Raw genomic sequence first — 22,115 nt, 5'->3', positions numbered from 1 at the left:
AATCCAAGGGATAGCAACGTGAGTGGCGACCAGTTAGCCAACGATCTTGCACAAATTGCGTCCGGCCGCTGCAAAAAGGCTTTCGGGCGGGTGTTTGCGTATTTTGCCCCTCGGCTGAAGGCCTTTGGTTACAAGCAGTTTGGCAACGAGCAACTGGCACTGGAGCTGGTGCAAGAGACCTTACTGACGGTGTGGAACAAGTCGCACCTGTACGACCCTGAAAAAGCGGCCGTTAGCACCTGGGTTTACCGGGTGGCTCGCAATCAAAGTTTTGACATGATGCGCCGTCAGGCCGCGCGCCCCGAAACCTTGATGGCCGATGATCTGTGGCCGCTGGCCAGCCAAGAGTCAGACGATGTCCCCATCGACGAACAGATCTTGGGTGACCAAGCCCGAGCGCTGTTAGCGCTGCTGCCCGACGCCCAGCGCCAAGTCATTGAAAAGATTTATGTGGAAGACAAGACCCAACAGGAAACTGCCCTCGAGTTGGGGGTGCCGCTGGGTACCGTGAAATCCCGAGTCCGTCTCGCGCTGGAACGACTCAAGGAGCATCTGCACCGTGAAGATTAAGCACCACCCCGCTCCCGCTATGCTGGCTGCCCATGCCCAAGGGTTATTGCCTACCGCCACCAGCGCGGCCCTGGCTGCCCATGTGGAGGCGTGCAGCTATTGCCAGGCCCTGTGCGATGAATTAGAGCAGGATGCGGCCAAAGAACAGTTGGGACAATCGATGGCGTTAGACGATAGCCTCTTTGACGCCCTGCTGCTGCGCCTCGATGACGCCCCAGCCGACGCTGGCCCGGCCAAAGAAGCACCGACGGCCGCGCAAAACCAGCTCACCATCAACGGCGAATCCTTTACCCTACCCCGCGCCCTTCGGCCCCTGGCCGGCCGGGTGGGCAGCTGGCGCCGCCTGGGTTCAAAGGTGTGGTCGGCGGATGTAGACCTTGGCGAAAAGGCAGCCAAGGCCAGCTTTTTATATATCGACAGCCACACCCGCATTCCCAAGCACACCCATGGCGGTGAAGAGCTGACCTTGGTGCTGTCTGGCCATATTAAAGATGAGTCCGGCCGCTATCAGGAGGGGGACTTTACCCACCTTGACCAGCAGCACGAGCACCAACCCTATACCGAAGACGCGCCCTGCCTGTGCCTGACAGTGCTCACCGCGCCGCTGGTGTTCACCGGGCCTCTGGGGCGCCTTGCCAACCCGCTATTGCGGCTTTTCTTCTGACACAAAAAAGCCCGGGCAGATGCCCGGGCTTTTCTTATGGCGCGCCTTAGAGGGCAGCCACAACCTCTTCGATTTTGGTTTTGGCCTCAGCCAGGGCTTTGGCTTTGGGCTCGTCGCCCATGTTCAGGCCTTCGGCGTAGACAAAGCTTTGCTCGGTAATGCCCATCAGGGTGAACAGGGTGGACAGGTGCGGGGTTTGTGAATCCCACTCGCTGCCGGCGTAAACGCCGCCACGGGCAGCCAGTACCACGGCTTGTTTGCCTTCGATGAGGCCTTGCGGGCCATTCTCGGTGTACTTGAAGGTCACGCCGGCGCGCTCCAGGCGGTCAAAGTAGGCTTTGACCTGGCTGGGGATGCCGAGGTTGTAAAGGGGGACAGCCAGCACGATAACGTCGTGGGCTTTGAGCTCTTCAATCAGGTTGTCAGAGAGCTTGGCCAGTTCGGCTTGCTCGGCGGTACGCTCGCCAGGGGCAGCCATCCAGCTCAGCAGCTCGGGGGCTGCCAGGTGGGGGAGATCAAGAGCAATCAGGTCTTTTTCGGTGATGGAAAGGTCTTTACCGGCAGCAGCAGCCTTGAAGTAACCGGCCAGTTGGGAAGAGTTGCCGTTGTCACCGAAGATGGAGCTGGTCAGAAGCAGGACTTTTTTCATGGGGAGATCCTCGTGGGTTAACGTTGAGGCTTACTCTACCGACAAAAAAACAAATAAATACTGCTAAAAATCGCAATCTACGTTCTAATAAATCGAAAGATAACCTTGTCAATAGACGCTGGCGACGGCAAGCCGGTATGATGCGCCTTCCTTTCTTTACGTTTTGCTAAGACATGGTTAAAACCCAATTTTCCAGCCGCCTGGGCTTTGTACTGACTGCGGCCGGTTCTGCCGTGGGCCTGGGTAATATCTGGGGCTTTCCCACCCAAGCCGCCCAACACGGCGGCGGCGCCTTCTTGCTGTTGTACCTGCTGCTGGTGTTCGCCCTGGCCTACCCGGCCTTGGTAGCAGAAATGGCCATTGGCCGCCGCGGCCACCAGGAGCCCATTGCCGATCTTGGCTCCCTGGCGGGCAAGGTGGGCAAACTCACCGGCTGGCTGGGGCTGTTGGCGGTGAGCGCCATTTTGAGTTTCTACCTCATCATTGCCGGTTGGCTACTGGGTTACATGAGCGACGCCCTGCTGCGCTTGGTGGGGGTGAGCTGGCCTTGGCTCACTACCTTTAGCCTCGGCCGTAACCTCATTCTGGGGCTGCTGTTTGGCCTTATTACTTGGTGGGTGGTGCAGCGCGGCCTGCAAGAAGGGATTGAAAAGTGGTCCAAACGGCTGATGCCGGCACTCTTGGTGGTGCTGATTGCACTGGCTTGTTACGTGCTGACCCTGCCCGGCGGCAGCGAAGGGCTTAGTGCCTACCTCACCCCAGACCCGCAAAAGCTCTTGGCACCCAACCTCTGGCTGGCCGCCACTGGCCAGGCGTTTTTCTCGCTGTCTATCGGGGTGTGCGTGATGATGGTGTACGCCAGCTATCTCGATAAAGACGCCTCCTTGCCGCGCCTTGGCCTGCAAGTCACCCTGATTGACTCGGGCATCGCCTTTTTGGCGGGGCTGTTGGTGATCCCAACCCTGTATGTAGCCAAAGCCCAGGGCCTTGCCATCCTTGATGCCCACGGCCAACTTATTTCTTCAGACACTCTGGTGTTCGACCTCTTCCCCCGGCTGTTTGCCACCATGGGCAGCGCCGGCCTGGTATTGTCCTTTGGCTTTTTCCTGTTGCTGGCGGTGGCGGCCCTGACCTCGACCTTGTCGATGTTGGAAGTGCCCACCGCATCTTTGGTGGCTCGCACCGGCAGCAGCCGCCGTGTTGCCAGCGCCTGGGTGCTGGGGCTGGTGCTTATCGCCATGGCGCTCATTTGCTGGCAGTTTGGCACCCTGTTTGGGCTGGTGGTCAAGGTAGTTACCCAGTACGCCCAGCCGCTGCTGGGGCTGGTGTTCTGCGTCTATGTCGGCTGGCTGTGGCGGCGCGACAGTCTCCTTAAAGCCTTGGCCGCCGAAGACGAAACCTTTGCAAAATCATGGTTCTGGAGGCTCTGGCCCGGCTATGTCAAACTGGTTTGCCCCTTACTTATCCTGCTGGTGATGGTCCAGAGTATCCAATGACAACCCAAAATCGTGGACAATTCAGCTCGCGCCTGGGCTTTGTACTGGCCGCCGCTGGCGCGGCCGTCGGCCTTGGCAATATCTGGGGCTTCCCCACCCAGGCAGCCCAGCACGGCGGCGGCGCCTTTTTGCTGGTCTACCTGATACTGGTGTTTGCCCTCGCCTACCCGGTGCTGGTGGCCGAGCTTTTGATAGGCCGCCATGGCCAAGCCAACTCGGTGCGCTCCCTGATGGCCCTTGGCCAGAAGAAACTGGCGGTCTTTACCGGCCTGGCCGGCATTTTTACCGTCTGTTTGATTTTGAGCTTTTACGCCATCGTCGCCGGTTGGTTACTCAGTTACCTGTTGGGCGCCGGCCTTCGCCTGGGTGGCCTCGATGCCGCTGCAAAGTGGAGCGAGCACTTTGGCTTTGTGCGCAACACCCTCTTTACCCTGGTGTTTATGGCCATGACCGCCTTTGTGGTGAGCCGTGGTGTCAGCCAGGGGCTGGAGAACTGGTCAAAGCGGCTGATGCCGATGCTGTTTGCGCTGCTGCTGGCGCTGATTGGCTTTATGCTCACCCGCGAGGGCGCCGCTGAAGGCCTGGCTCGTTACTTAACGCCAGATCTGAGCGCCCTTGGCGACCCGGCCCTGCTACTCTCGGCCACCGGCCAGGCGTTCTTCTCCCTTGGGCTTGGGGTGGGGGCAATGATGGTGTACGGCTCTTACCTCAAGGCCGACTCCAACCTGCCCAAGCTGGCGCTGTCGGTCACCCTGGTGGACACCAGCGTGGCGTTTTTGGCAGGACTGCTGATTCTGCCGGCCATGTACGCGGCGCAGAATCTCGGGGTGCAAATTCACGGCAGTGACGGCAACCTGGTGTCGTCATCGACCCTGGTGTTTGATCTGCTGCCGGCGCTCTTTGCCAAACTTGGCGCCCTGGGGCCATGGGTAGCACTGGCGTTCTTTTTGCTGATGGGCATCGCCGCCATTACCTCGTCCATCAACATTCTGGAGCTGCCGGTCAGCTTTGTGGCCGAAGAAACCCGCCTTAGCCGCGCCCAGGCTACCTGGCTTATCGGCGCCGGCGTGAGCCTGCTGGCACTGGCTATCCTCTGGCAGTTCGACCGCTTGTTCGGGTTGGTGATAAGCGTCTCCACCCAGTACCTGCAACCCTTTGTGGGGCTGCTGCTGTGCGTCTTTACCGGCTGGGTGTGGCACCGCCACCGCTGCCTTGAGGCCCTGGCCGAAGGCTCTTCAACCCTTGCCACGAGCGGCGTCTTGCGGTTCTGGCGCTGGTACGTCAAATGGGTGTGCCCGCTGCTTATTGCCGCCTTGTTGGCCCAGAGTTTTCGCTGAAAAAAGCCCGGCTCGCCGGGCTTTTTATTAACCTTGTTGGCAGCGCCTTGGGACGTTGCTAAGGTGTGCCCACGTCAGCTTGCCAAGCGCCATTATGCTCAAACGAAAATTTACCCTGCACCTTGATGCCATGGTGGTTATCGCGCTGCTCTTTATTGCCTCCGTCGCCTTTAACCTTATTCAGCTCCACCAGGTACGTAGCCTCACCCAGGAAAATCTCGATCTGCAAATGCAGGCGCTGGTGGACAAATTCAATCTCGAATCCCAAAAGGCCGCCCTCGATAAACTAGGCCAAAAGCCCTCACCGGCCAAAAACGGCGCTGCTGCCAATTCACATTGATACATCAGCATGGATGATGGGTGTGGCAGGCTTGATTTGGAGCTGGCATCAGGTTTCAACCAAGCCACGCAAGGTTAAGGCCATAAAAAAGGGCGCCGCAGGCGCCCTTTTTGTCAGCGAAACAGTACCTTTTCTTGCCGAAAACAATAGACGCAAAAGCTTATCAGCAGCGCCGCTATCACCGCAGTGGAGAGCAGAATAAGCCCCAGCAGGCCGTAATCGACGGTGCCTTTTAAGATCTCCTTGATGGCCAGCGCCACGTTGGTGATGGGCACCAGCGCCCACTGGGCATCGAGGCTGATACCCGGCAGCATGGCCAGCACAATGGGCATGATAAGGGGAATATTAAGCATGCCCATGTAGTTTTGGGCCTCTTTATAGCTGCGGGCATAGACCGACAGCGACAACATGGCCGAGGCGAAAATGGCGGCGATGGGCACCAGCATTAACAGCACCAACAGCATGTCGCGCACGCCGATGGTGGCAAACACCTTGATGATGGCGTCTACCGCGAAATGCTGGCCGATAAGCATGCCCCAAAAGCCAAAACTGAACACCGAGAGCAATGACGCCAGCACGGCGGTGGTAAACACCACCAGAAATTTACCCAGCACCAGTTGGGTGCGCGGCACCGGCGAGAGCAACAAGGTTTCCAGGGTGCCCCGCTCTTTTTCACCGGCGCCCAAGTCGATGGCCGGCATCATGGCCCCCATCAGGCAGGTAAAAAAGAGGATGTAGGGCAAGAAGCCGCCGATGCGCTCACCTATGGACTCACGTTTATCCGCCACCGATACCTTTTGCAAATCAATGGGCTCACCAAGGGCCAGGCGCACTGTTTCGTCGATACCGGCCGCGTCGCTGTATTGCTGGCGAAGGCGGTTCTCTACCGGCTCCAGAGCGGTGCCGATACGGCTCATCACCGCCCCGAGCGCCGAGGCATCGTTAAAATAGACCTGCCACTGGCTTTGCTTTAGCGCCTTGCCGTCAAAGTCGCCTGGCACCTTGATAACCACATCCACCTTGCCGCTACGAATAACGGCGCTGATGTCGCCAAGGGGGGCGTCGGTCACCAGTTGCAGGTGGCTGGCGTTACGGATGGCGTCGGTCACCATCGGCAGCGGCCGGGTAATGGCCACCTTTAATTCTTCCGATTCGGCCTTTTGCATTTGCTTGGCAGTAATAATGCCGATACCGCCAAACAGCAGCGGAAAAATCAGCAGCGGCATGGCGATGGCAAAGAAAAGGGTCTTTTTGTCCCGCACCAGTTCCAGCAATTCTTTTTTATACAGTGTCCACATCAGGCGGCATCCTTTTTCACCAGTGCCAGCAGCGCCTGGCGTAAATCACCCTGGTCTTGGGCAAAGGCGCTGAAACTGTCGTTAAAAACGGTTTGGCCTTTGTCGATCACCACCACCCTGTCGCAAAGGGCAGAGACTTCGTCCAAATGGTGGGTGGAGAAAATCACCGGCACCCCGGTTTCCTTTAAATGCCGCACCACCGCCAGTACCGTTTCGGTGGCCATGATATCGAGCCCGGTGGTGGGCTCGTCGAGAATAACCACGCTGGGGTTATGCACCAGCGCCCGAGCAATGGAGGTGCGCTGCTTCATGCCAGACGACATCTGGTCGGCGCGGCGGTGCAAAAAGGGTTTCATGTCTAAAAGGCTAAAGAGCGTTTCCATACGCTCGGCCAAAAGCTCGGGGCCAAGGCCGTGCATCTTGCCAAAATAGGCGACGTTCTCCTGGGCGCTGAGGCGCCCGTAAAGGCCGGTGCTGGCAGATAAAAAACCGATTTTCTTACGGGCGCTGGCCGGATCTTTCACCACGTCGATACCGCCCACTTCAATGCTGCCAGCGTCGGGCTTAAGGGCGGAGCTCAGCATCCGCAAGGTGGTGGTTTTACCGGCGCCATTGGGGCCCAGCAGCCCCAGCACCTGGCCTTGTTCACATTCAAAACCGACATTGAGCACCGAGTGGAAAAAACGCCCCTTATAACGCGGATCGGCTTTTTCTTCTTCGGTCAGTTTTTTCGGATCCGCCACCCCGAAACGTTTGGCCAACCCCGTCACTTTGATCATCGCAACTCCCCTGTGCTTTTTCCCTATCATCTACCAGCGCTTAATTTCCATACAATCCAGTTTGTTACAAAAAGTAAACATGCCAAACGCGCCCTTGACACCACTTGCAGCCTGCCGGGAAACTTGCCACAGGTGGAAATTTACGGCCTGAACTCGGCCAAAAAACAACAAGGGGTCTTTCATGCAAAGTTCGTCGCCATTTTCGGCCATCATTGATATTTGCGTATCGCCAAGCCGCGCTCTTAACGGCGTCAACCATAGCAAATACTGGACCTTCCTCCCCTTCCTTTTGTATGTCGGCTTGCCCATCGCCTTTTTTGCCTTTTATTTCCTGGGCCACGACTTTGACAGCATCAAAGAACAGTTCATGGCACCCCTGGCCGACAAAAGCCCGGCCGAGCGCCAAAATGCCGAAGCGTTTTTAACGCCCCACACCCTGTTGGTTACCACCTGCCTCACCGTGCTGGTGGGCTCTTTGGTGATTTTTTGCCTGCACGGCCTTTACCTGATGTTCGCCACCAAGGTGGATGACGAAAACACCCATGGCTTTGGTGACTGGTTTGCCCTGGCGGTTTGGGCCCGCGCCCCGGAGCTGCTCTCGTCGCTGGTGTCGTTTTTGGTGGTGGCCATCTCCACGCCGTTGCCAACCCTTGCCGATGCCAACCTATTTTCCCTCAATGCGCTGTTAAGCCTTGAGCCTACCGACCCCTGGGCCAACTTGGCCAATACCCTGACCCTCTTTACCTTTTGGGGCGTCTTCCTGTCGGCCCTTGGCATTACCCTTTGGACCCGCATCGACAAAACCCGGGCCTGGGTGATAGCCACCCTGCCCTACGTGGTGGTGTACGGCGCTTGGGCCGCTATTATCTTCTTTACCAAAGGCTGAGCCGATGCGTCGTATCCTGATTGGCCTGGGCATCTTGGTGGTGCTGGGCCTGCTTGTGGTTATCAAGGTCAACTCCGGCCCGGCCGGCATCAAGGCGGATGTGGCAAGCGCCACCATCGGCGAGCTTAAACGCTCGGTGCTGGCCTCAGGCAAGCTTGCCTATCGCGAACAGGTGCAGCTGCGCTCGGAAGTCTCGGCCATGGTGCAGCACGTGTACGTTGAAGAAGGCGATACCGTTAAAAAAGGCCAGCTACTTATTCAGCTCGACCCCCAAACCTACCAGGCCCAGGTAGACGCCCAAAGCGCCTATGTCAGCCAGAGCCGTATCGCCATCGAGCGCCAAAAAAGCTACCTGCAAACCCTGCGCGCCCAAGTAGCCCGCAAGGTGGCGCTGCACGCCAAGGGCCTGTTAGACACCGATTCCTTTGAGACCGCCAAATCCGACCTCACCCTTGCCGAGATTGACCTGCAAACCCGCGAGCAGGCCCTCAAGCAAGCCGAGGCCGACCTTAACCGGGTCAAGGAATTGCTGGCCAAGACCCGCTTCTACGCCCCCATGAACGGGGTGGTGACGGCGGTGGACATCAAGGAAGGGGAAACCGTTATCCCCGGCACCACCAACATCGTGGGCTCCAGCTTGATGACCCTGGCCGACACCTCCGCCATCCTCACCGAGGTGGAAGTGGACGAAGCCGATATCGCCGGGGTGAAAGTCGGCCAGAGCGCCGATATCTTTGCCGTGGCCTTCCCCGACACCCCGCTTACCGGCAAAGTCGAGTCTATCGCCACCACCGCTCGCCAGGCCGTGGGCCGCCAGGGCATGAGCTTTACCGTGAAGATTTTGCTGAGTGACCTCAAAGGCAAGGCCATTCGCCCGGGCATGAGCTGCCGCGCCGAGATTTACACCGAAACCGCCGACAACGCCCTGTTGGTGCCCATTGAAGCGGTGCGTTACGACGACAACGACAAGCCCTTCGTGATGCTGGACAAAGACGGTGTCGCCCATCGCCAGGCCGTTACCCTGGGGCTATCTGACGATACCCAGCAGATGATAGCCAGCGGCCTTAAGGCCGGCGATAAGGTGGTCAAAGGCCCGGCCCGTGCCCTTCGCAGCCTCAAGGACGGCGACAGGATAGTCGCCCATGACTGATGTCATTCGTCTCGAAGGCATTACCAAGGCCTTCGATATGGCCGGCGAATTGTTCTGGGCCTTAAAGGGCATCGACATGGCGGTGCGCCAGAACGACTACCTGGCCATTATCGGCCCGTCAGGCTCGGGTAAATCGACGTTGCTTAATATCCTTGGCTGCCTGGACATTCCCTCCGGCGGCCAGTATTGGCTGGGGGGCGAAGACGTAGCCGGGCTGCCGCAAAGCCGCCTGGCCCAGGTGCGAAACCAGCAGATAGGTTTTATCTTTCAAAGCTTTAACCTGCTACCCCGGGCCAGTGCCTTAGATAACGTGGCCCAGCCGCTGGTGTACCGGGGCCTTAGCCTTAAAGAGCGCCACCAAAAGGCCATGGACGCCCTCAACAAGGTGGGCCTTGGCGACAAAGCCAAGCACCGCCCCAATCAGTTATCCGGCGGCCAGCGCCAGCGGGTAGCCATTGCCAGGGCCCTGGTGACCCGGCCCGCCATTTTGCTGGCCGACGAACCTACCGGCAACCTCGACTCGCAAACCACCCGCGACATCATGGCGCTCTTTGACGAGCTGCATGGCGAGGGCCAGACCATTGTGATCGTGACCCACGAGCAGGACATCGCCAACCACTGCCAGCGGGTGGTGCGGGTTATGGACGGCCTTATCACCAGCGATTCTCTGGTGGATGGGGAGGGATCGCGCCTTGTCTAATCTCAGTGCCACCGCTTATGAAAGCCTGCGCGCCGCCGTTAACGCCATTCGCGCCCACGGCATGCGCTCGGTGCTCACCACCTTGGGGATCGTTATTGGCATTGCCTCGGTCATAGCCGTGGTGGCCGTGCTCCAGGGGCTTACCGCCAGTATCGACAAACAACTTTCCGGCCTTGGCAGCAACGTGCTGTCGGTGCGGGCCGACACCCCCCTTAAGGAACAAATCGCCGGTAACTTTGCCAAGCTCACCGAGACCGATGTGGAGTCTATCCGCAACAGCGTATCCGGGGTGTCTAGCGTGACTGTCTCCACGCCGCTGTCGGGCAATTTGGGGCTGCTGAGCTACCAGGGCCGCAAGACCACCTCCATCGCCTTTGGGGTGGGCTTTAGCTACCAGGAGCTAAACGGCGTCTACACCGACAAGGGCCGCTTTTTTTCAAAAAGCGACGAGCAATACCGGCGCCGGGTGGTGGTGCTGGGTAAAACCGTGGTCAGTAACCTCAAGATAAAAGGCGACCCCATAGGCCAGTATCTGCAGCTGGGCCAGGAGTGGTTCAAAATCATCGGCGTGCTGGAAGAGCGGGGCCGCTTCTTTGGCTTTGATCAGGATGACCAGATATTCATCCCCTACTCCACCGCCCGGGCCCTGCAAGGCTTTGTCTCCACCCCCAACCTCACCATCTCCATGGCGGTGGACGACCCAACCCAGCAAGATAAGGTCACCGCCCAGCTCACCCGCCTGCTTAGGCGCAACCACAAGCTGAACGGCGCCGCCCCTGACGACTTCAAGCTGGAAACCGCCAAGCAGCTGCAAGACCGCATTGGCGCCATCACCAATGGCACCACCTGGGTAGCCGCCGGCGTGGTGGGGGTGTCATTGCTGGTGGGCGGCATCGGCATCATGAACATCATGCTGGTGTCGGTGACCGAGCGCACCCGCGAGATTGGTATCTTAAAAGCCCTTGGCGCCACCCGCGCCCATATCCTCTGGCAGTTTTTGGCCGAGGCGGTGCTGCTGTGCCTGTTGGGGGGGGTAATAGGCCTGGCCCTGGGTTATGGCCTGGCCTTGGGGGTAACGGCGGTGATCCCCGGTATTCCGGCGGCCACCGTGCCGTTGTGGGCCATCGCGCTGTCGCTGGGGTTCTCGGTATTTGTGGGGGTGCTCTTTGGCATCCTGCCAGCCATCAAGGCCGCCAATCTGCACCCCATAGACGCGTTGCGTTACGAGTAACCCCTAAAACAGCTAAAAGCGAATGGGCTATCAACAAAGCCAAATACGCCCTTTCTAACATCGGTTAAGGGCGATAACGTCCCGAAGATTTTGATATCTGGAGTGCAAGGATGCGCTTTTTTTCAGACAACCTGGAAGTGACCGACAGCCTGGGTAATACCTATGTTTTTGCCAGTCGTGGCAATGCGGTGGGTTTGCAGCTTTTGGGTGAGGCTAACAGCGTTAGCCAATACGACCTCCCCCAGCTTTTAGATAGGCTTCCTACTTACAGCTTTAACGAGCTGCTCCAGTTTTGGCGAAACCAAAGCCCATTGCCTTATGCGCTTTGCGATAGCCAAGCTGAGCGACAACTGGTTGAAGCGGTAAAAAGTGGCGACCTTTGCATCTTCCAAGTCACTGATGGCCTAGAAGCGACCCTTAGCAGCGCAACAGCGGCCAATACCGTCACCAGTGCCGCAACCCCGGCTGCCGCAGGCGCCCCACCCCGGCAACAAACCCAACAGAGCAGCGCCGCCCCAGAGCCAATCGTCGCCACCCGCCCTGCCGAGAGCAAAGCAGAGGTTGTTCAGGAAGACCACAGTGGTAACCGCAATAAGGTTACCGAGGTTGAGAGTAAAGCGAATCCCAACAAGTTAACAACGGCCAACAGGATAGCTAAGTTAGACTCTGAAGGACACGCACCAATTAGACATGGTGGTCCAAACAGAGTAACTGACCTTCAGCTTGAAGATCGAGCTATGAAGGGTTTCGACCCAGCATCAGGTACGGCGTATGACGCATTTAATAAATTTCCAGATGGCAGTCCTAAACCTCACAAAGTAGGGCGAAATGCTACAGCATTTATTAGTGACGATGTATTATTGAAGGCAGATGACTTTGCTCGAGATTCGACTCAATTTAAGAAAAATGTTGCCGCCGCTCGGACAAATGGAGATATGTTCGTTGATCCGGTTGAACTCCCATTGCAAGATGTATTTGGAAGTGACTACCAAAGTCACGTCAGGGGAGTCACGAGGTTAGGCAGCAAGAAAAATCCTACGGGACACATTCCGACTGATTTCACTGACGGCACCATTAAAGCAATTTATAAGCTAGATGAAAACGGGAATGTAAGTCTACATACTTTATATCCGAACCCAAAGCTTTGAGAGATTTAGATGAGCATCAAAGAACCATTAAAAACAATTTTGAGAAAGTATTGCCACGTCGAGTGTTATGATCCACAGTTGATAAGAGAGGCAATTAAAACTGGAAGAGGGTTTCCGTATGATGTGGAATTATTCAAATCTCAATTGCGTGAGGCAATCGATAAAGAGCTTATATCTCCAGAAGAGTATGAGAAGTTGACAGAAGAGGACTTTGATTCACAGGAGGAGCTACAGATTTGGCTAGAGGAATTTTGGTCCGAACTTTTCTAATATCTAGCCCAACAACCACGAAAAAATTAAGCAATTGATTCACAAGAACAACTTAACGTTTTTGGCATGTGGAGCAATTGACCTTCAATAACCAAATGCAACCTGGCTTTCTAGGTAAAAATACAACATTTATCTATGACAGACACAGCGAAACCAACTATCACCAATGACACCATTTTTTACCACAATCAATTCGCCCCCAAATATATAACAGGGGAATATAGCCACCCCTTAAACCACCACTTGACGGCCAAGCATCCTACAATAATTCAAGTTAATTAGTATTTCTGTCTCTCAAAATAAAAAATGGATAAGTCAACTCGAAAAAAAGCGCCTTTCGGCGCTTTTTTATTTCAGGCTTGAGGCCGCTTTGGCGATGGCGGTAATGCCATCCCAGTCGCCTGCTTCAATCAGCTCCTTGGGTGCCAGCCAGCTGCCGCCGACGCACAATACGTTGGGCAGGCCAAGGTAGCTGGCGGCGTTCTTCTCGCTGATACCGCCGGTGGGGCAGAATTTCACCTGCGGGATGGGGCCGCCCATGGCTTTAAGGGCTGGCGCGCCGCCGCTGGCTTCGGCCGGGAAGAACTTGAAGTAGCCAAGGCCCAAGTCCATGCCTTCCATCACCTCAGACAGGGTGCTGACACCGGGAATAAGCGGCGCCGGGCCTTTGAGGGCGGCCTGGACCAACGAAGGGGTCATGCCGGGGCTTATCACAAACTTGGCACCAGCCTCGATGGCCGCTTCGTAGTCTTCGCCGTTCAGCACAGTACCGGCGCCCACCAGGGCGTCGGGCACGTCTTTGGCTATCTGCGCGATAGCATCAAGAGCGCAGTCGGTGCGCAAGGTGACTTCCAACACCCTGATCCCGCCGGCCACCAGCGCTTTGGCCAGAGGCACGGCGTGCTCAAGCTTCTCTATCACCAGTACCGGCATTACCGGGCTGGCAGTGAGCACGTCTTGGGGGGCAAGTTTCCAGGTCATTGGTTGTCCTCATGGGGGAAGCGGAACAATGTGGCGCCCTGCTCGGCGCCGCACAGTTGCGGGCGAAGGTTCATAAAGAGGCCGCGGCCCATGCCGATGCTGTTGGGCAGCAAGTCAGCCTTGGCGCTTTCGCGCTTGGCAAGCTCGGCCTCGTCAACCAGCAGCGTCAGCTCGCCGCTGTGGCTATCAAGGCGGATGATGTCGCCGTCTTGGACCTTGGTCAGCACCGGGTTATCCAGGGCTTCAGGGGTCAGGTGAATGGCGGCGGGCACCTTGCCGGAGGCGCCAGACATGCGCCCGTCGGTCACCAGCGCCACCTTGTAGCCTTTTTCTTGCAGCACACCCAGCGGCGGGGTGAGCTTGTGCAGCTCCGGCATACCGTTGGCTTTGGGGCCTTGGAAACGCACCACCACGATGCAGTCGCGGTTGAGATCCCCGGCTTTAAAAGCGGCGTCCAGTTGGTGCTGGTCAGAAAAGACCACCGCTGGCGCTTCAATAACGGTATTGGCGCTCGGCACTGCCGAGACTTTAATCACGCCGCGGCCGAGGTTGCCGTGCAGGACGCGAAGGCCGCCTTCGGGGCTAAAGGGCGCTTCCGGGTCGGCCAGCACGCTGGTATCCAGGCTTTTCTCGGGGCAGGCGCGCCATTCGAGTTTGCCTTCGTTGAGCCAGGGCTCCAGTTCGTATTGGTCAAGGCCGTTGCCGACGATGGTTTTGACGTCTTCGTTCAGAAGGCCCAGCTTACGCAGCGCTTTAATGAGATAGCCCATGCCACCGGCAGCCTGGAAGTGGTTGATGTCGGCTTGACCGTTGGGGTAGATACGGGTCAGCAGCGGCACCACTTTGGAGAGCTGGTCAAAGTCGTCCCAGTTGATAGTAATGCCAGCGGCGCGGCCCACCGCCACCAGGTGCATGGTGTGGTTGGTAGAGCCGCCGGTGGCCAGCAGCGCCACCATGGCGTTAACCAGGGTCTTGGCGGTCAGGATTTCGCTAAAGGGGGTGTAGTTGCCGGACATCTCGCTCAGGCGCGCCACCTGTTTGGCGGCCGCTTCGGTCAGGGCGTCACGCAGCTTGGTGTTGGGGTTCACAAAGGAAGAGCCCGGCAGCTGCATGCCCATCACTTCCACCATCAACTGGTTGGAGTTGGCGGTGCCGTAGAAGGTGCAGGTACCGGCGCTGTGATACGACTCGCTCTCGGCGCGCAGCAGCTCGTTACGATCAACCTGGCCCTGGGCATAGGCTTCGCGGATGCGGGCCTTTTCTTTGTTTGGCATGCCAGACGGCATAGGGCCGGCCGGTACAAAAACGAACGGCAGGTGGCCGAAGGTGGCAGAGGCGATCAAAAGGCCGGGCACGATCTTATCGCAGATGCCCAGCATCAGGCCGCCATCGAACATGTTATGCGACAGCGCCACCGCCGAGCTCATGGCGATGATGTCGCGAGACAACAAGGACAATTCCATGCCCGGCTGGCCCTGGGTTACCCCGTCGCACATGGCCGGTACGCCACCGGCAAATTGCGCCACCGAGCCCACCTCATGGAGCGCTTTTTTAATCAGCGCCGGGTAGGTCTCGTAGGGCTGGTGGGCCGAGAGCATATCGTTATAGGCCGAAACAATGGCAATGTTGGCCTTGGTAAAAGACTTGAGGCTGTCTTTGTCTTCCATGCCGCAGGCGGCAAAACCGTGGGCCAGGTTGCCGCAAGAGAGGCTGGAGCGGTGCACGCCGCCGGCCCTTTGCTGGGCAATGTGATTGAGGTATTGCTCGCGAGCGCCTTTGGAGCGCGCTTCGATACGGGCCGTAACCTCGGCCACTACCTTATTCATGCTTCCTCCTGATACAGGTACACATCCACAGGGGTCTGCTTCTGGCCAACAATGGCGCGAATGGGCATGGCGGTAACGTCGGTATCCGCCAGGGCCTTGGCCAGGGTCTCGGCCTTGTCCTTGCCTTCCAGGTGCAGATAGATCTGACGGCTGTTAAGCAAGGTAGCCAGGCTCATGGAGATGCGCGCCAGCGGCTGGCTGGCAGGATGGGCGGCGATCAATGTGTCGCGGGTCTCAAGGCCATGCTTGAGGTTCGGGCAATCGGGGAACAGCGAGGCGGTGTGGCCGTCGTTGCCCATACCAAGGATCACCACATCAAGGGGTTTTGGCAGCGCGCCCAGCCAGTCGGTGGCAAGGGCCAAGCCCGCTTCCACCGTAGCATGGGGGGTTTTAAGGCCCACAAAGCGGGCGCTGGCCGCGCGGCCTTGTAAAAGGTTGTCACGCACCAGGGCGGCGTTGGAGGCAGCGTCGTCTACGTCCACCCAGCGCTCGTCAGCCAAGGTCACCAGCACCTTGGACCAGGTGATGGGCTGGCGCGACAGGGCGTGAAAAAACGCCAGCGGTGTGCGGCCGCCTGAGACCACCAGGGAGGCTTTTCCCCTGGCGTCGATGGCTTCTTGCAGCTGGCCGGCCACCTTGGTAGCCAGCTGCTCTGCCAGCAGGGCGCGGTCGTTAAAGCGCTTTTCTACTGTCAGTTTCATCATTCCTCCCAGCTGCGGCCGTCGCGGGTAATGAGCGCGATGGAGGCCACAGGGCCCCAACTGCCAGCCTGGTAGCTCTTGGGCTTGTCGCCGCTTTGTTCCCAGGAGGTCAGAATGGAGTCAACCCACTTCCAGGCCGCTTCCACTTCGTCGCGGCGTACAAAAAGTGCCTGGTTGCCCATCATGGCTTCCAGCAGCAGCCGCTCGTAGGCGTCGGCAATGCGCTCGTCTTTGAAGGCGTCGAAGAAGGACAAGTCCAGGGTGGTGCTTTGCAGGCGCATGTTGGACTCAAGGCCCGGCACCTTGTTCAGCACCTGCAGCTCAACCCCTTCGTGGGGTTGCAGGCGGATGATGAGCTTGTTGCTCTGCAACTGCTGCTGGGACTTGGCAAAGATGTTGTGGGGCAGCGCCTTGAAGTTGATCACCACCTCGGTGGTCTTGGACGGCATCCTTTTACCGGTACGCAGGTAAAAAGGCACCCCGGCCCAGCGCCAGTTGTCGATATCCACCCGCACCGCCACAAAGGTCTCGGTGTTCGAGCCGGTGTTGGCGTCTTCTTCCTCGGCGTAGCCGGGCACCGCCTTACCGCGCAAGAAGCCGGCCGTGTACTGGCCGCGCACCGCTACATCATTGATGTTGCTGCTGGTAATGGGGCGAAGGGCCTTGAGTACCTTGAGCTTTTCGTCACGGATGGCATCGGCATCGAGGCTCACCGGCGGCTCCATGGCAATCAGGCTCAGCACCTGCAACAGGTGGTTTTGCACCATGTCGCGCATCTGCCCGGCTTTGTCGAAGTAGCTCCAGCGCCCTTCGATACCCACCTCTTCGGCCACGGTGATCTGCACGTGGTCGATGCAGGTGTAATCCCAGTTGTTGGCGAAGATGGCGTTGGCAAAGCGCAGCGCCAGCAGGTTCTGCACCGTTTCCTTACCCAGGTAGTGGTCGATACGGTAGATCTGGCGCTCGGCAAAGTGGGCGTCGACCTTGTCGTTGATCACCTGGCTTGAGGCGAGGTCGTGACCGATGGGTTTTTCCATGATCACTCGGCTGTTGTCGCGGATAAGCCCGGCAGCAGACAACCCCTGGCAGATGTCGCCATATAAGGAAGGGGGAGTGGCGAAGTAATAAACTTCGGGGGTATCGGGGTTAACCGCTTCGCCTATGGCCTGGTAGGCGTCGGTGTCGGCAAAGTCGAGGGTGACATGGCCCAGGCGGGCTTTGAATCGTGCCAGCACTGCCGGGTCGGCAGGCTCTTTGAGGAACGTATCGAGGGTCTTCTCAATGAGGTCGGCCTCGTGTCGGGCGACACCGATGATACGACTGTCGGCGTGCAGCAGGCCGGCTTTGTCCAACTGATAGAGCGCCGGCAGCAGCTTACGCCTTGCCAGGTCCCCTTTCACACCGAACAACACCAGATCGCACGGGCCTATGGCGTGATCCCGTTTCATGCGTGCTTCCTTCCGCTGATCAATAAGGTTGTAATTTAACTACATTATAAGCGCCATTCGCCCTGTCTTGTCCATCCAAACCCCAAAGAAAATCGCCGCGCTAACTTTCATAAGAGGTTTTTTTTCATAATAATGACGAAAATGATCACTCAAAGTGGCAGTCACTTTCGGCAGAGCACTAAAACCATAAGGAAAATGTCGCCATGAATACCCTGGATAAAATCGCCAAGAGCCTGGGTACGCTCTCCAAATCGGAACGCAAAGTGGCCGAGGTGATCCTCGCCAATCCACAGTCCGCCATCCATTCGTCCATTGCCTCTTTGGCCAAGGCGGCTGACGTTTCCGAGCCTACGGTCAACCGTTTCTGCCGCCGCCTGGACACCAAGGGCTTCCCTGATTTCAAGCTCCACCTGGCCCAAAGCTTGGCCAACGGAACCCCTTATGTAAACCGCCATGTAGAAGAAGATGATGGCCCCGATGCCTACACTGCCAAGATCTTCGAATCCGCCATGGCAAGCCTGGATACCGCCAGGCGCAGCCTGGACACCAGCGCCATCAACCGCGCCGTAGATCTACTGACCCAGGCCAAGAAAATCTCTTTCTTTGGCCTTGGCGCCAGCGCCGCCGTGGCCCACGACGCCCTCAATAAATTTCTGCGTTTCAACGTGCCGGTGATCTACTCCGACGACGTATTGGTCCAGCGCATGAGCTGCATGAATTCCAGCGCCGACGACGTGGTGGTGTTGCTGTCGCACACTGGCCGCACCAAGAGCCTGGTAGAGCTGGCCCGCCTGGCGCGCGACAACGACGCCACCGTGGTGGCGGTCACCTCCAAAGACTCGCCACTGGCCCGTGAAGCCAACATCGCCATCGGCATGGAAGTGCCTGAAGACACCGACGTTTATATGCCCATGGCCTCCCGTTTGGCGTCGTTGACCGTGATTGATATCCTCGCCACCGGCTTTGTTTTGCGCCGTGGCCCACGTTTTCGTGAAAATTTGCGACGGGTTAAGGACGTGCTCCGTGAGTCCCGCCTGGAGAAGGAAGAGGATAAACACTGACCGATTGTAGTAAAATTACAAAAAAAGCGGTGATATGCTATAGTGGCGTCACCGCATTTTTGGGTAATCGGTCATGTTGAGAAGAACGAAAATTGTTACCACGCTGGGCCCCGCCACGGATAAAGGGAATACCCTCGAAGCAGTCATCCGCGCCGGTGCCAACGTTGTTCGTCTGAATTTCTCCCACGGTACACCAGAAGATCACCTGCAACGGGCTCAAGCCGTGCGGGAGATCGCAGCCCGCCTGGGTCGCCACGTTTCCATCCTCGGCGATCTGCAAGGCCCCAAGATCCGTGTTTCCACCTTTAAAGACGGCCCCATCCAACTGGCCATCGGTGCACCTTTTATCCTTGACGCCGACATGGCCAAGGGCGAAGGCCACCAGGGCGCCGTGGGCCTCGATTACAAGGCCCTGCCTGACGATGTCAGCCCAGGCGATGTGTTGTTGCTTGACGACGGCCGGGTACAACTGAAAGTCACCAAAGTCGCAGGCGCCAAGGTACATACCGAGGTGCTGATCGGTGGCCCGCTGTCCAACAATAAAGGTATCAACCGCCAAGGCGGCGGCCTGACCGCCCCTGCCCTGACGGAAAAAGACAAGGCCGACATCAAAACCGCCGCCGCCATCGGCGTCGACTACCTGGCGGTGTCCTTCCCCCGCTCTGGCGACGACCTGCGCTACGCCCGCGAACTGGCCGAAGCGGCTGGCTCCAAGGCCTTTATCTGCGCCAAGATTGAACGGGCCGAAGCCGTAGCCACCGACGAAACCCTCGATGACATCATCCTCGCCTCCGACGCGGTGATGGTGGCAAGGGGCGATTTGGGTGTGGAAATTGGCGACGCCGAGCTGGTAGGTCAGCAAAAGCGCATTATCCGTCGCTCCCGCGAGCTGAACCGGGTGGTGATCACCGCAACCCAGATGATGGAAACGATGATCGAAAACCCCATGCCCACCCGCGCCGAGGTGATGGACGTGGCCAACGCGGTACTGGACGGCACCGACGCGGTGATGCTGTCTGCCGAAACCGCCGCCGGTAAATACCCGGCCGAAACGGTAGCGGCCATGGCCAGGGTTTGTGTCGGCGCCGAGAAAAATCCGGCTGCCATCATCGACACCCACCGCATGAACCACAGCTTCAACTCGGTGGAAGAGACCATCAGCCTCTCCACCATGTATGCGGCCAACCACCTTGGTAGCGTCAAGGCCATTATCGCCCTGACAGAAAGCGGCGGCACCCCGCTGCTGATGTCGCGTATCAGCTCCGGTCTGCCCATCTTCGCCCTGTCTCGCCATGCCGGTACCCTCAACCGCCTGGCGCTGTATCGCGGCGTGTTCCCGGTGGCGTTCGATTCGAGCCACTACCGGGACGAGGCCCTTAAGCGCGAGGCGCTGACCCTGCTCAAGGCCAAAGGCCTGGTGAGCACCGGCGACCTGGTATTGATGACCTATGGCGACCGTATGGAAACCATCGGCGGCACCAACACCTGTAAAATTCTGCAAGTCGATTAACGACACTAGCAGTAAAAAAGGCGCCTTGATGGCGCCTTTTTTGTTGGTTTTGTTACGGGTACCGATGGCCCCAGGCGACCGTATGGAAACCGTCGGCGGCACCAACACCTGTAAGATTCTGCACGTCGATTAATGACACTGGCAGTAAAAAAGGCGCTTTGATAGCGCCTTTTTTGTTAGTCGATTTTAGTAAATATTGACGGTGTAGCGGATGTTCTGCACCAGCTCTCGGCCGTCTGCGCCGTTGTAGCGAGAGAGAATTTTAAGCTTGTGTTCGCCGGGTTCCAGGGGCCGGATCATCACCCAGTAACCTTCGGTGGCAGACGGGAATATCTTCGGTGGTAGCCGGTCACGGGCCACCCCGCCTAGAAGATCAAAACAGTTTTTGGACTTTTGCTTGAACGGCGCCAGGTTACCGACGTTCTCGCCGTCAATTTCCAAAGTCAGCTCGCTCATTCGCGGCCAGTCCACCGCCACCGCGTCTTTGACGGCAGGGCAGTCGTATTCGTTTTCAAAATTGGGGGCAGCAAGCTGCGAGAACAACGGCACAAACAGGTATTTGCCGGCCGGCACATTGCAGTAGCGGTCCACCAGTTGGCCGTTGGGGGCGCTCGCCAGGAACCACACGTCACCGCGCTGGTTGTAGTCGCAGCGAAGGCCGGTCATGTCCGAGTACGGGCTAGCGGGCCCAGGCACCGACTTTTGCCATTGCCACCAGCGCACCGCGTATTGCGATTGACTGGTGCCATCGACCATCAACAGCGGCGGCAGCAGGCGCTGATCCAGGGCATGAAGATGCAAAGAAAAGAATGCAAGCAGCAGGGCAAGTGTCCTGACACAGATCCCCTTATCCATTTTAAAGACTCCCTCATCTTTACAGCGGTGGTCTTAATTGCCCCGCTTTTCCTGCTTTTACAGCAGGTTGAACATTAAATTAACAAAAGAGGGGCAAATGTAAAGCAATGAAGACGAGCAAATCGCATAAAGATGGTGAAGCGGCGTTTAAGTATCCAGAAAAAGTGGCCGTCTAAGGTGTCGGCTGAAGAAACCAACGAAGATGCAAAAAAGGGCCAGCCGGCCCTTACCTTACACCTCGATATTGCCGCGCCGCTTGCGGTTAAGGCGGCTGCCAAGGGCGTTCACCACCGAACCCAACACCACCAGCCCCGCCCCCAGGTAGGAAAGCCAGGGCAATTGCCGGGTATCAAAACCAAAGGGCATGATGGGCGAAAGCACCGCCACAAAGAAGAAGGTTAACAGCGGCGCGATAGACAGCAGCGCCGAGACCTTGGACGCCTCCCAGTGGTTAAGGGCTTCGGCAAAGGCGCCATAGGCCACCAGGGTATTGAGGCAGCAAAACACCAACCAGCCCAGCTCCCGGCCACTTAACGCCAGAATTTGCAGGGGGTGGGCCAGGGTTAAAAAGAACAAGCCACCGGCAAGGTTGATTAGCATCATGATCTGCATGGAATTTAAGGCGCGCAGCAGCTTTTTTTGGGCAAGGGCGTAACCTGCCCAGCTCACCGCCGCCACCACCATCAGCGCCACCCCAAACCCGGCGCCGTTAACATCGGTGAAAATCGCCACCAGCCGCTCGTTAAAAAACAAACCAAGGCCCAGCACCAACATCAGCACCCCCAGCAACTGGGCGCCGCCAAAGGGCTCTTTATAAAGCCAGACACCGCCGAGCAATAACAGCAGCGGCGCCAACTGGATAACGGTCTGGGCGGTGCGCGGGTCAAGATGACGAAGCGCCACAAGATAAAAGCCGTAATTGGCCAACAGCCCCACCACGCACACCAGTATCAGCGCGCCGCTCGCGCCTTTAAGGCGCGACGGCTTGGGTAAGGCGCCCCTTGCCCCCAGCCACAGGGCCAGCAGCACTCCGGAGACAAAAAAGCGGTAGAAGGTGATGGTGTAGGCGTCCATGTCCACCAGCACTTCTTTTAAGGCGATGGGCAGCAGCCCCCAGAGCACGGCGGTGGTCAGGGATAGTCCGGCCCCAAGGCCGGCGCGTCCAGACAGGGACATTCGATACACTCCATGAAAAAAGGGCCCGCAGGCCCTTTT

At 58.0% G+C, this 22,115-nt stretch carries 22 protein-coding genes; 13 read left to right on the top strand and 9 right to left on the bottom strand.

Features of this window, described 5'->3' with window-relative positions:
- Positions 1 to 18: 18 nt before the first annotated feature.
- The gene (locus EDC28_RS08145; RefSeq protein ID WP_050658030.1) at positions 19 to 570 is read left to right on the top strand and encodes a sigma-70 family RNA polymerase sigma factor; all 552 of its coding nucleotides are present in this window, start codon (positions 19 to 21) and stop codon (positions 568 to 570) included.
- Positions 560 to 1,234 carry a ChrR family anti-sigma-E factor gene (locus EDC28_RS08140; protein ID WP_123421271.1) on the top strand — a complete coding sequence of 225 codons (675 nt, stop codon included), beginning with the start codon at positions 560 to 562 and terminating at the stop codon, positions 1,232 to 1,234. The genes EDC28_RS08145 and EDC28_RS08140 overlap by 11 nt, the downstream gene beginning before the upstream one ends.
- A 46-nt stretch (positions 1,235 to 1,280) precedes the next feature.
- On the opposite strand, the gene EDC28_RS08135 is transcribed toward EDC28_RS08140, so the two are convergent.
- On the bottom strand, positions 1,281 to 1,883 hold the full coding sequence (locus tag EDC28_RS08135; protein WP_050658028.1) for an FMN-dependent NADH-azoreductase: 603 nt from the start codon (positions 1,881 to 1,883) through the stop codon (positions 1,281 to 1,283).
- Between the two features lie 173 nt (positions 1,884 to 2,056).
- On the opposite strand from EDC28_RS08135, the gene EDC28_RS08130 reads away from it, so the two are divergent.
- The 3 genes from EDC28_RS08130 (at position 2,057) to EDC28_RS08120 (ending at position 5,056) form a co-directional block, all read left to right on the top strand.
- Positions 2,057 to 3,379 (top strand): sodium-dependent transporter, encoded by a 1,323-nt coding sequence (locus EDC28_RS08130; RefSeq protein ID WP_123421270.1) that lies wholly within the window; start codon positions 2,057 to 2,059, stop codon positions 3,377 to 3,379.
- Entirely contained in the window at positions 3,376 to 4,716 is a 1,341-nt protein-coding gene (locus EDC28_RS08125; protein ID WP_123421269.1) for a sodium-dependent transporter, read from the top strand. Before EDC28_RS08130 ends, EDC28_RS08125 begins: the two co-directional genes overlap by 4 nt.
- A gap of 94 nt (positions 4,717 to 4,810) precedes the next feature.
- A complete protein-coding gene (locus EDC28_RS08120; protein WP_123421268.1) occupies positions 4,811 to 5,056 on the top strand; it encodes a hypothetical protein in 246 nt (81 codons plus the stop codon).
- Positions 5,057 to 5,169: 113 nt separating this feature from the next.
- On the opposite strand, the gene EDC28_RS08115 is transcribed toward EDC28_RS08120, so the two are convergent.
- Entirely contained in the window at positions 5,170 to 6,354 is a 1,185-nt protein-coding gene (locus EDC28_RS08115) for an ABC transporter permease (protein WP_123421267.1), read from the bottom strand.
- Positions 6,354 to 7,133: an ABC transporter ATP-binding protein gene (locus EDC28_RS08110; RefSeq protein ID WP_123421266.1), complete on the bottom strand. Its 780-nt coding sequence runs from the start codon at positions 7,131 to 7,133 to the stop codon at positions 6,354 to 6,356. Before EDC28_RS08110 ends, EDC28_RS08115 begins: the two co-directional genes overlap by 1 nt.
- Positions 7,134 to 7,314: 181 nt before the next feature.
- Here EDC28_RS08110 and EDC28_RS08105 point away from each other — a divergent pair, with 181 nt between their 5' ends.
- The 6 genes from EDC28_RS08105 to EDC28_RS08080 all read left to right on the top strand — a co-directional run bounded on the left by EDC28_RS08105 (position 7,315) and on the right by EDC28_RS08080 (position 12,518).
- Positions 7,315 to 8,019 (top strand): YIP1 family protein, encoded by a 705-nt coding sequence (locus EDC28_RS08105; protein ID WP_123421265.1) that lies wholly within the window; start codon positions 7,315 to 7,317, stop codon positions 8,017 to 8,019.
- A gap of 4 nt (positions 8,020 to 8,023) precedes the next feature.
- Positions 8,024 to 9,169, top strand: a complete 1,146-nt coding sequence (locus tag EDC28_RS08100; protein ID WP_123421264.1) for an efflux RND transporter periplasmic adaptor subunit — start codon at positions 8,024 to 8,026, stop codon at positions 9,167 to 9,169.
- Complete coding sequence (locus EDC28_RS08095) at positions 9,162 to 9,869, top strand: ABC transporter ATP-binding protein (RefSeq protein WP_050658019.1); 708 nt, start codon at positions 9,162 to 9,164, stop codon at positions 9,867 to 9,869. The genes EDC28_RS08100 and EDC28_RS08095 overlap by 8 nt, the downstream gene beginning before the upstream one ends.
- Positions 9,862 to 11,100: an ABC transporter permease gene (locus EDC28_RS08090; RefSeq protein ID WP_123421263.1), complete on the top strand. Its 1,239-nt coding sequence runs from the start codon at positions 9,862 to 9,864 to the stop codon at positions 11,098 to 11,100. The genes EDC28_RS08095 and EDC28_RS08090 overlap by 8 nt, the downstream gene beginning before the upstream one ends.
- A gap of 110 nt (positions 11,101 to 11,210) precedes the next feature.
- Positions 11,211 to 12,248: a hypothetical protein gene (locus tag EDC28_RS08085; protein ID WP_123421262.1), complete on the top strand. Its 1,038-nt coding sequence runs from the start codon at positions 11,211 to 11,213 to the stop codon at positions 12,246 to 12,248.
- A gap of 9 nt (positions 12,249 to 12,257) precedes the next feature.
- Positions 12,258 to 12,518 carry a hypothetical protein gene (locus EDC28_RS08080; RefSeq protein ID WP_123421261.1) on the top strand — a complete coding sequence of 87 codons (261 nt, stop codon included), beginning with the start codon at positions 12,258 to 12,260 and terminating at the stop codon, positions 12,516 to 12,518.
- A gap of 348 nt (positions 12,519 to 12,866) precedes the next feature.
- On the opposite strand, the gene EDC28_RS08075 is transcribed toward EDC28_RS08080, so the two are convergent.
- Genes EDC28_RS08075 through zwf form a run of 4 tightly spaced genes read right to left on the bottom strand, consistent with a single transcriptional unit; the run spans position 12,867 to position 17,474 of the window.
- Positions 12,867 to 13,499, bottom strand: a complete 633-nt coding sequence (locus EDC28_RS08075) for a bifunctional 4-hydroxy-2-oxoglutarate aldolase/2-dehydro-3-deoxy-phosphogluconate aldolase (RefSeq protein ID WP_123421260.1) — start codon at positions 13,497 to 13,499, stop codon at positions 12,867 to 12,869.
- Positions 13,496 to 15,325: a phosphogluconate dehydratase gene (gene edd, locus EDC28_RS08070; RefSeq protein ID WP_123421259.1), complete on the bottom strand. Its 1,830-nt coding sequence runs from the start codon at positions 15,323 to 15,325 to the stop codon at positions 13,496 to 13,498. The genes EDC28_RS08075 and edd overlap by 4 nt, the downstream gene beginning before the upstream one ends.
- Positions 15,322 to 16,026 carry a 6-phosphogluconolactonase gene (gene pgl / locus EDC28_RS08065; RefSeq protein WP_123421258.1) on the bottom strand — a complete coding sequence of 235 codons (705 nt, stop codon included), beginning with the start codon at positions 16,024 to 16,026 and terminating at the stop codon, positions 15,322 to 15,324. The genes edd and pgl overlap by 4 nt, the downstream gene beginning before the upstream one ends.
- A complete protein-coding gene (gene zwf, locus EDC28_RS08060; protein ID WP_050658015.1) occupies positions 16,026 to 17,474 on the bottom strand; it encodes a glucose-6-phosphate dehydrogenase in 1,449 nt (482 codons plus the stop codon). Before zwf ends, pgl begins: the two co-directional genes overlap by 1 nt.
- Before the next feature lie 203 nt (positions 17,475 to 17,677).
- Between zwf and EDC28_RS08055 the strand changes: the two genes are divergently transcribed.
- Positions 17,678 to 18,535: a MurR/RpiR family transcriptional regulator gene (locus EDC28_RS08055; protein ID WP_050658014.1), complete on the top strand. Its 858-nt coding sequence runs from the start codon at positions 17,678 to 17,680 to the stop codon at positions 18,533 to 18,535.
- Between the two features lie 73 nt (positions 18,536 to 18,608).
- Complete coding sequence (gene pyk, locus EDC28_RS08050; protein WP_050658013.1) at positions 18,609 to 20,045, top strand: pyruvate kinase; 1,437 nt, start codon at positions 18,609 to 18,611, stop codon at positions 20,043 to 20,045.
- A 186-nt stretch (positions 20,046 to 20,231) separates the two neighbouring features.
- On the opposite strand, the gene EDC28_RS08045 is transcribed toward pyk, so the two are convergent.
- Complete coding sequence (locus EDC28_RS08045; RefSeq protein ID WP_050658012.1) at positions 20,232 to 20,900, bottom strand: hypothetical protein; 669 nt, start codon at positions 20,898 to 20,900, stop codon at positions 20,232 to 20,234.
- 231 nt (positions 20,901 to 21,131) lie between these two features.
- A complete protein-coding gene (locus EDC28_RS08040) occupies positions 21,132 to 22,076 on the bottom strand; it encodes a DMT family transporter (protein WP_123421256.1) in 945 nt (314 codons plus the stop codon).
- Between the last annotated feature and the right edge of the window lie 39 nt (positions 22,077 to 22,115).

Source organism: Gallaecimonas pentaromativorans (genome assembly GCF_003751625.1).
Classification (GTDB): domain Bacteria; phylum Pseudomonadota; class Gammaproteobacteria; order Enterobacterales; family Gallaecimonadaceae; genus Gallaecimonas; species Gallaecimonas pentaromativorans.
The sequence above is the reverse complement of the archived record's forward strand: the minus strand, read 5'-3'. Positions and strand labels throughout refer to the sequence as shown.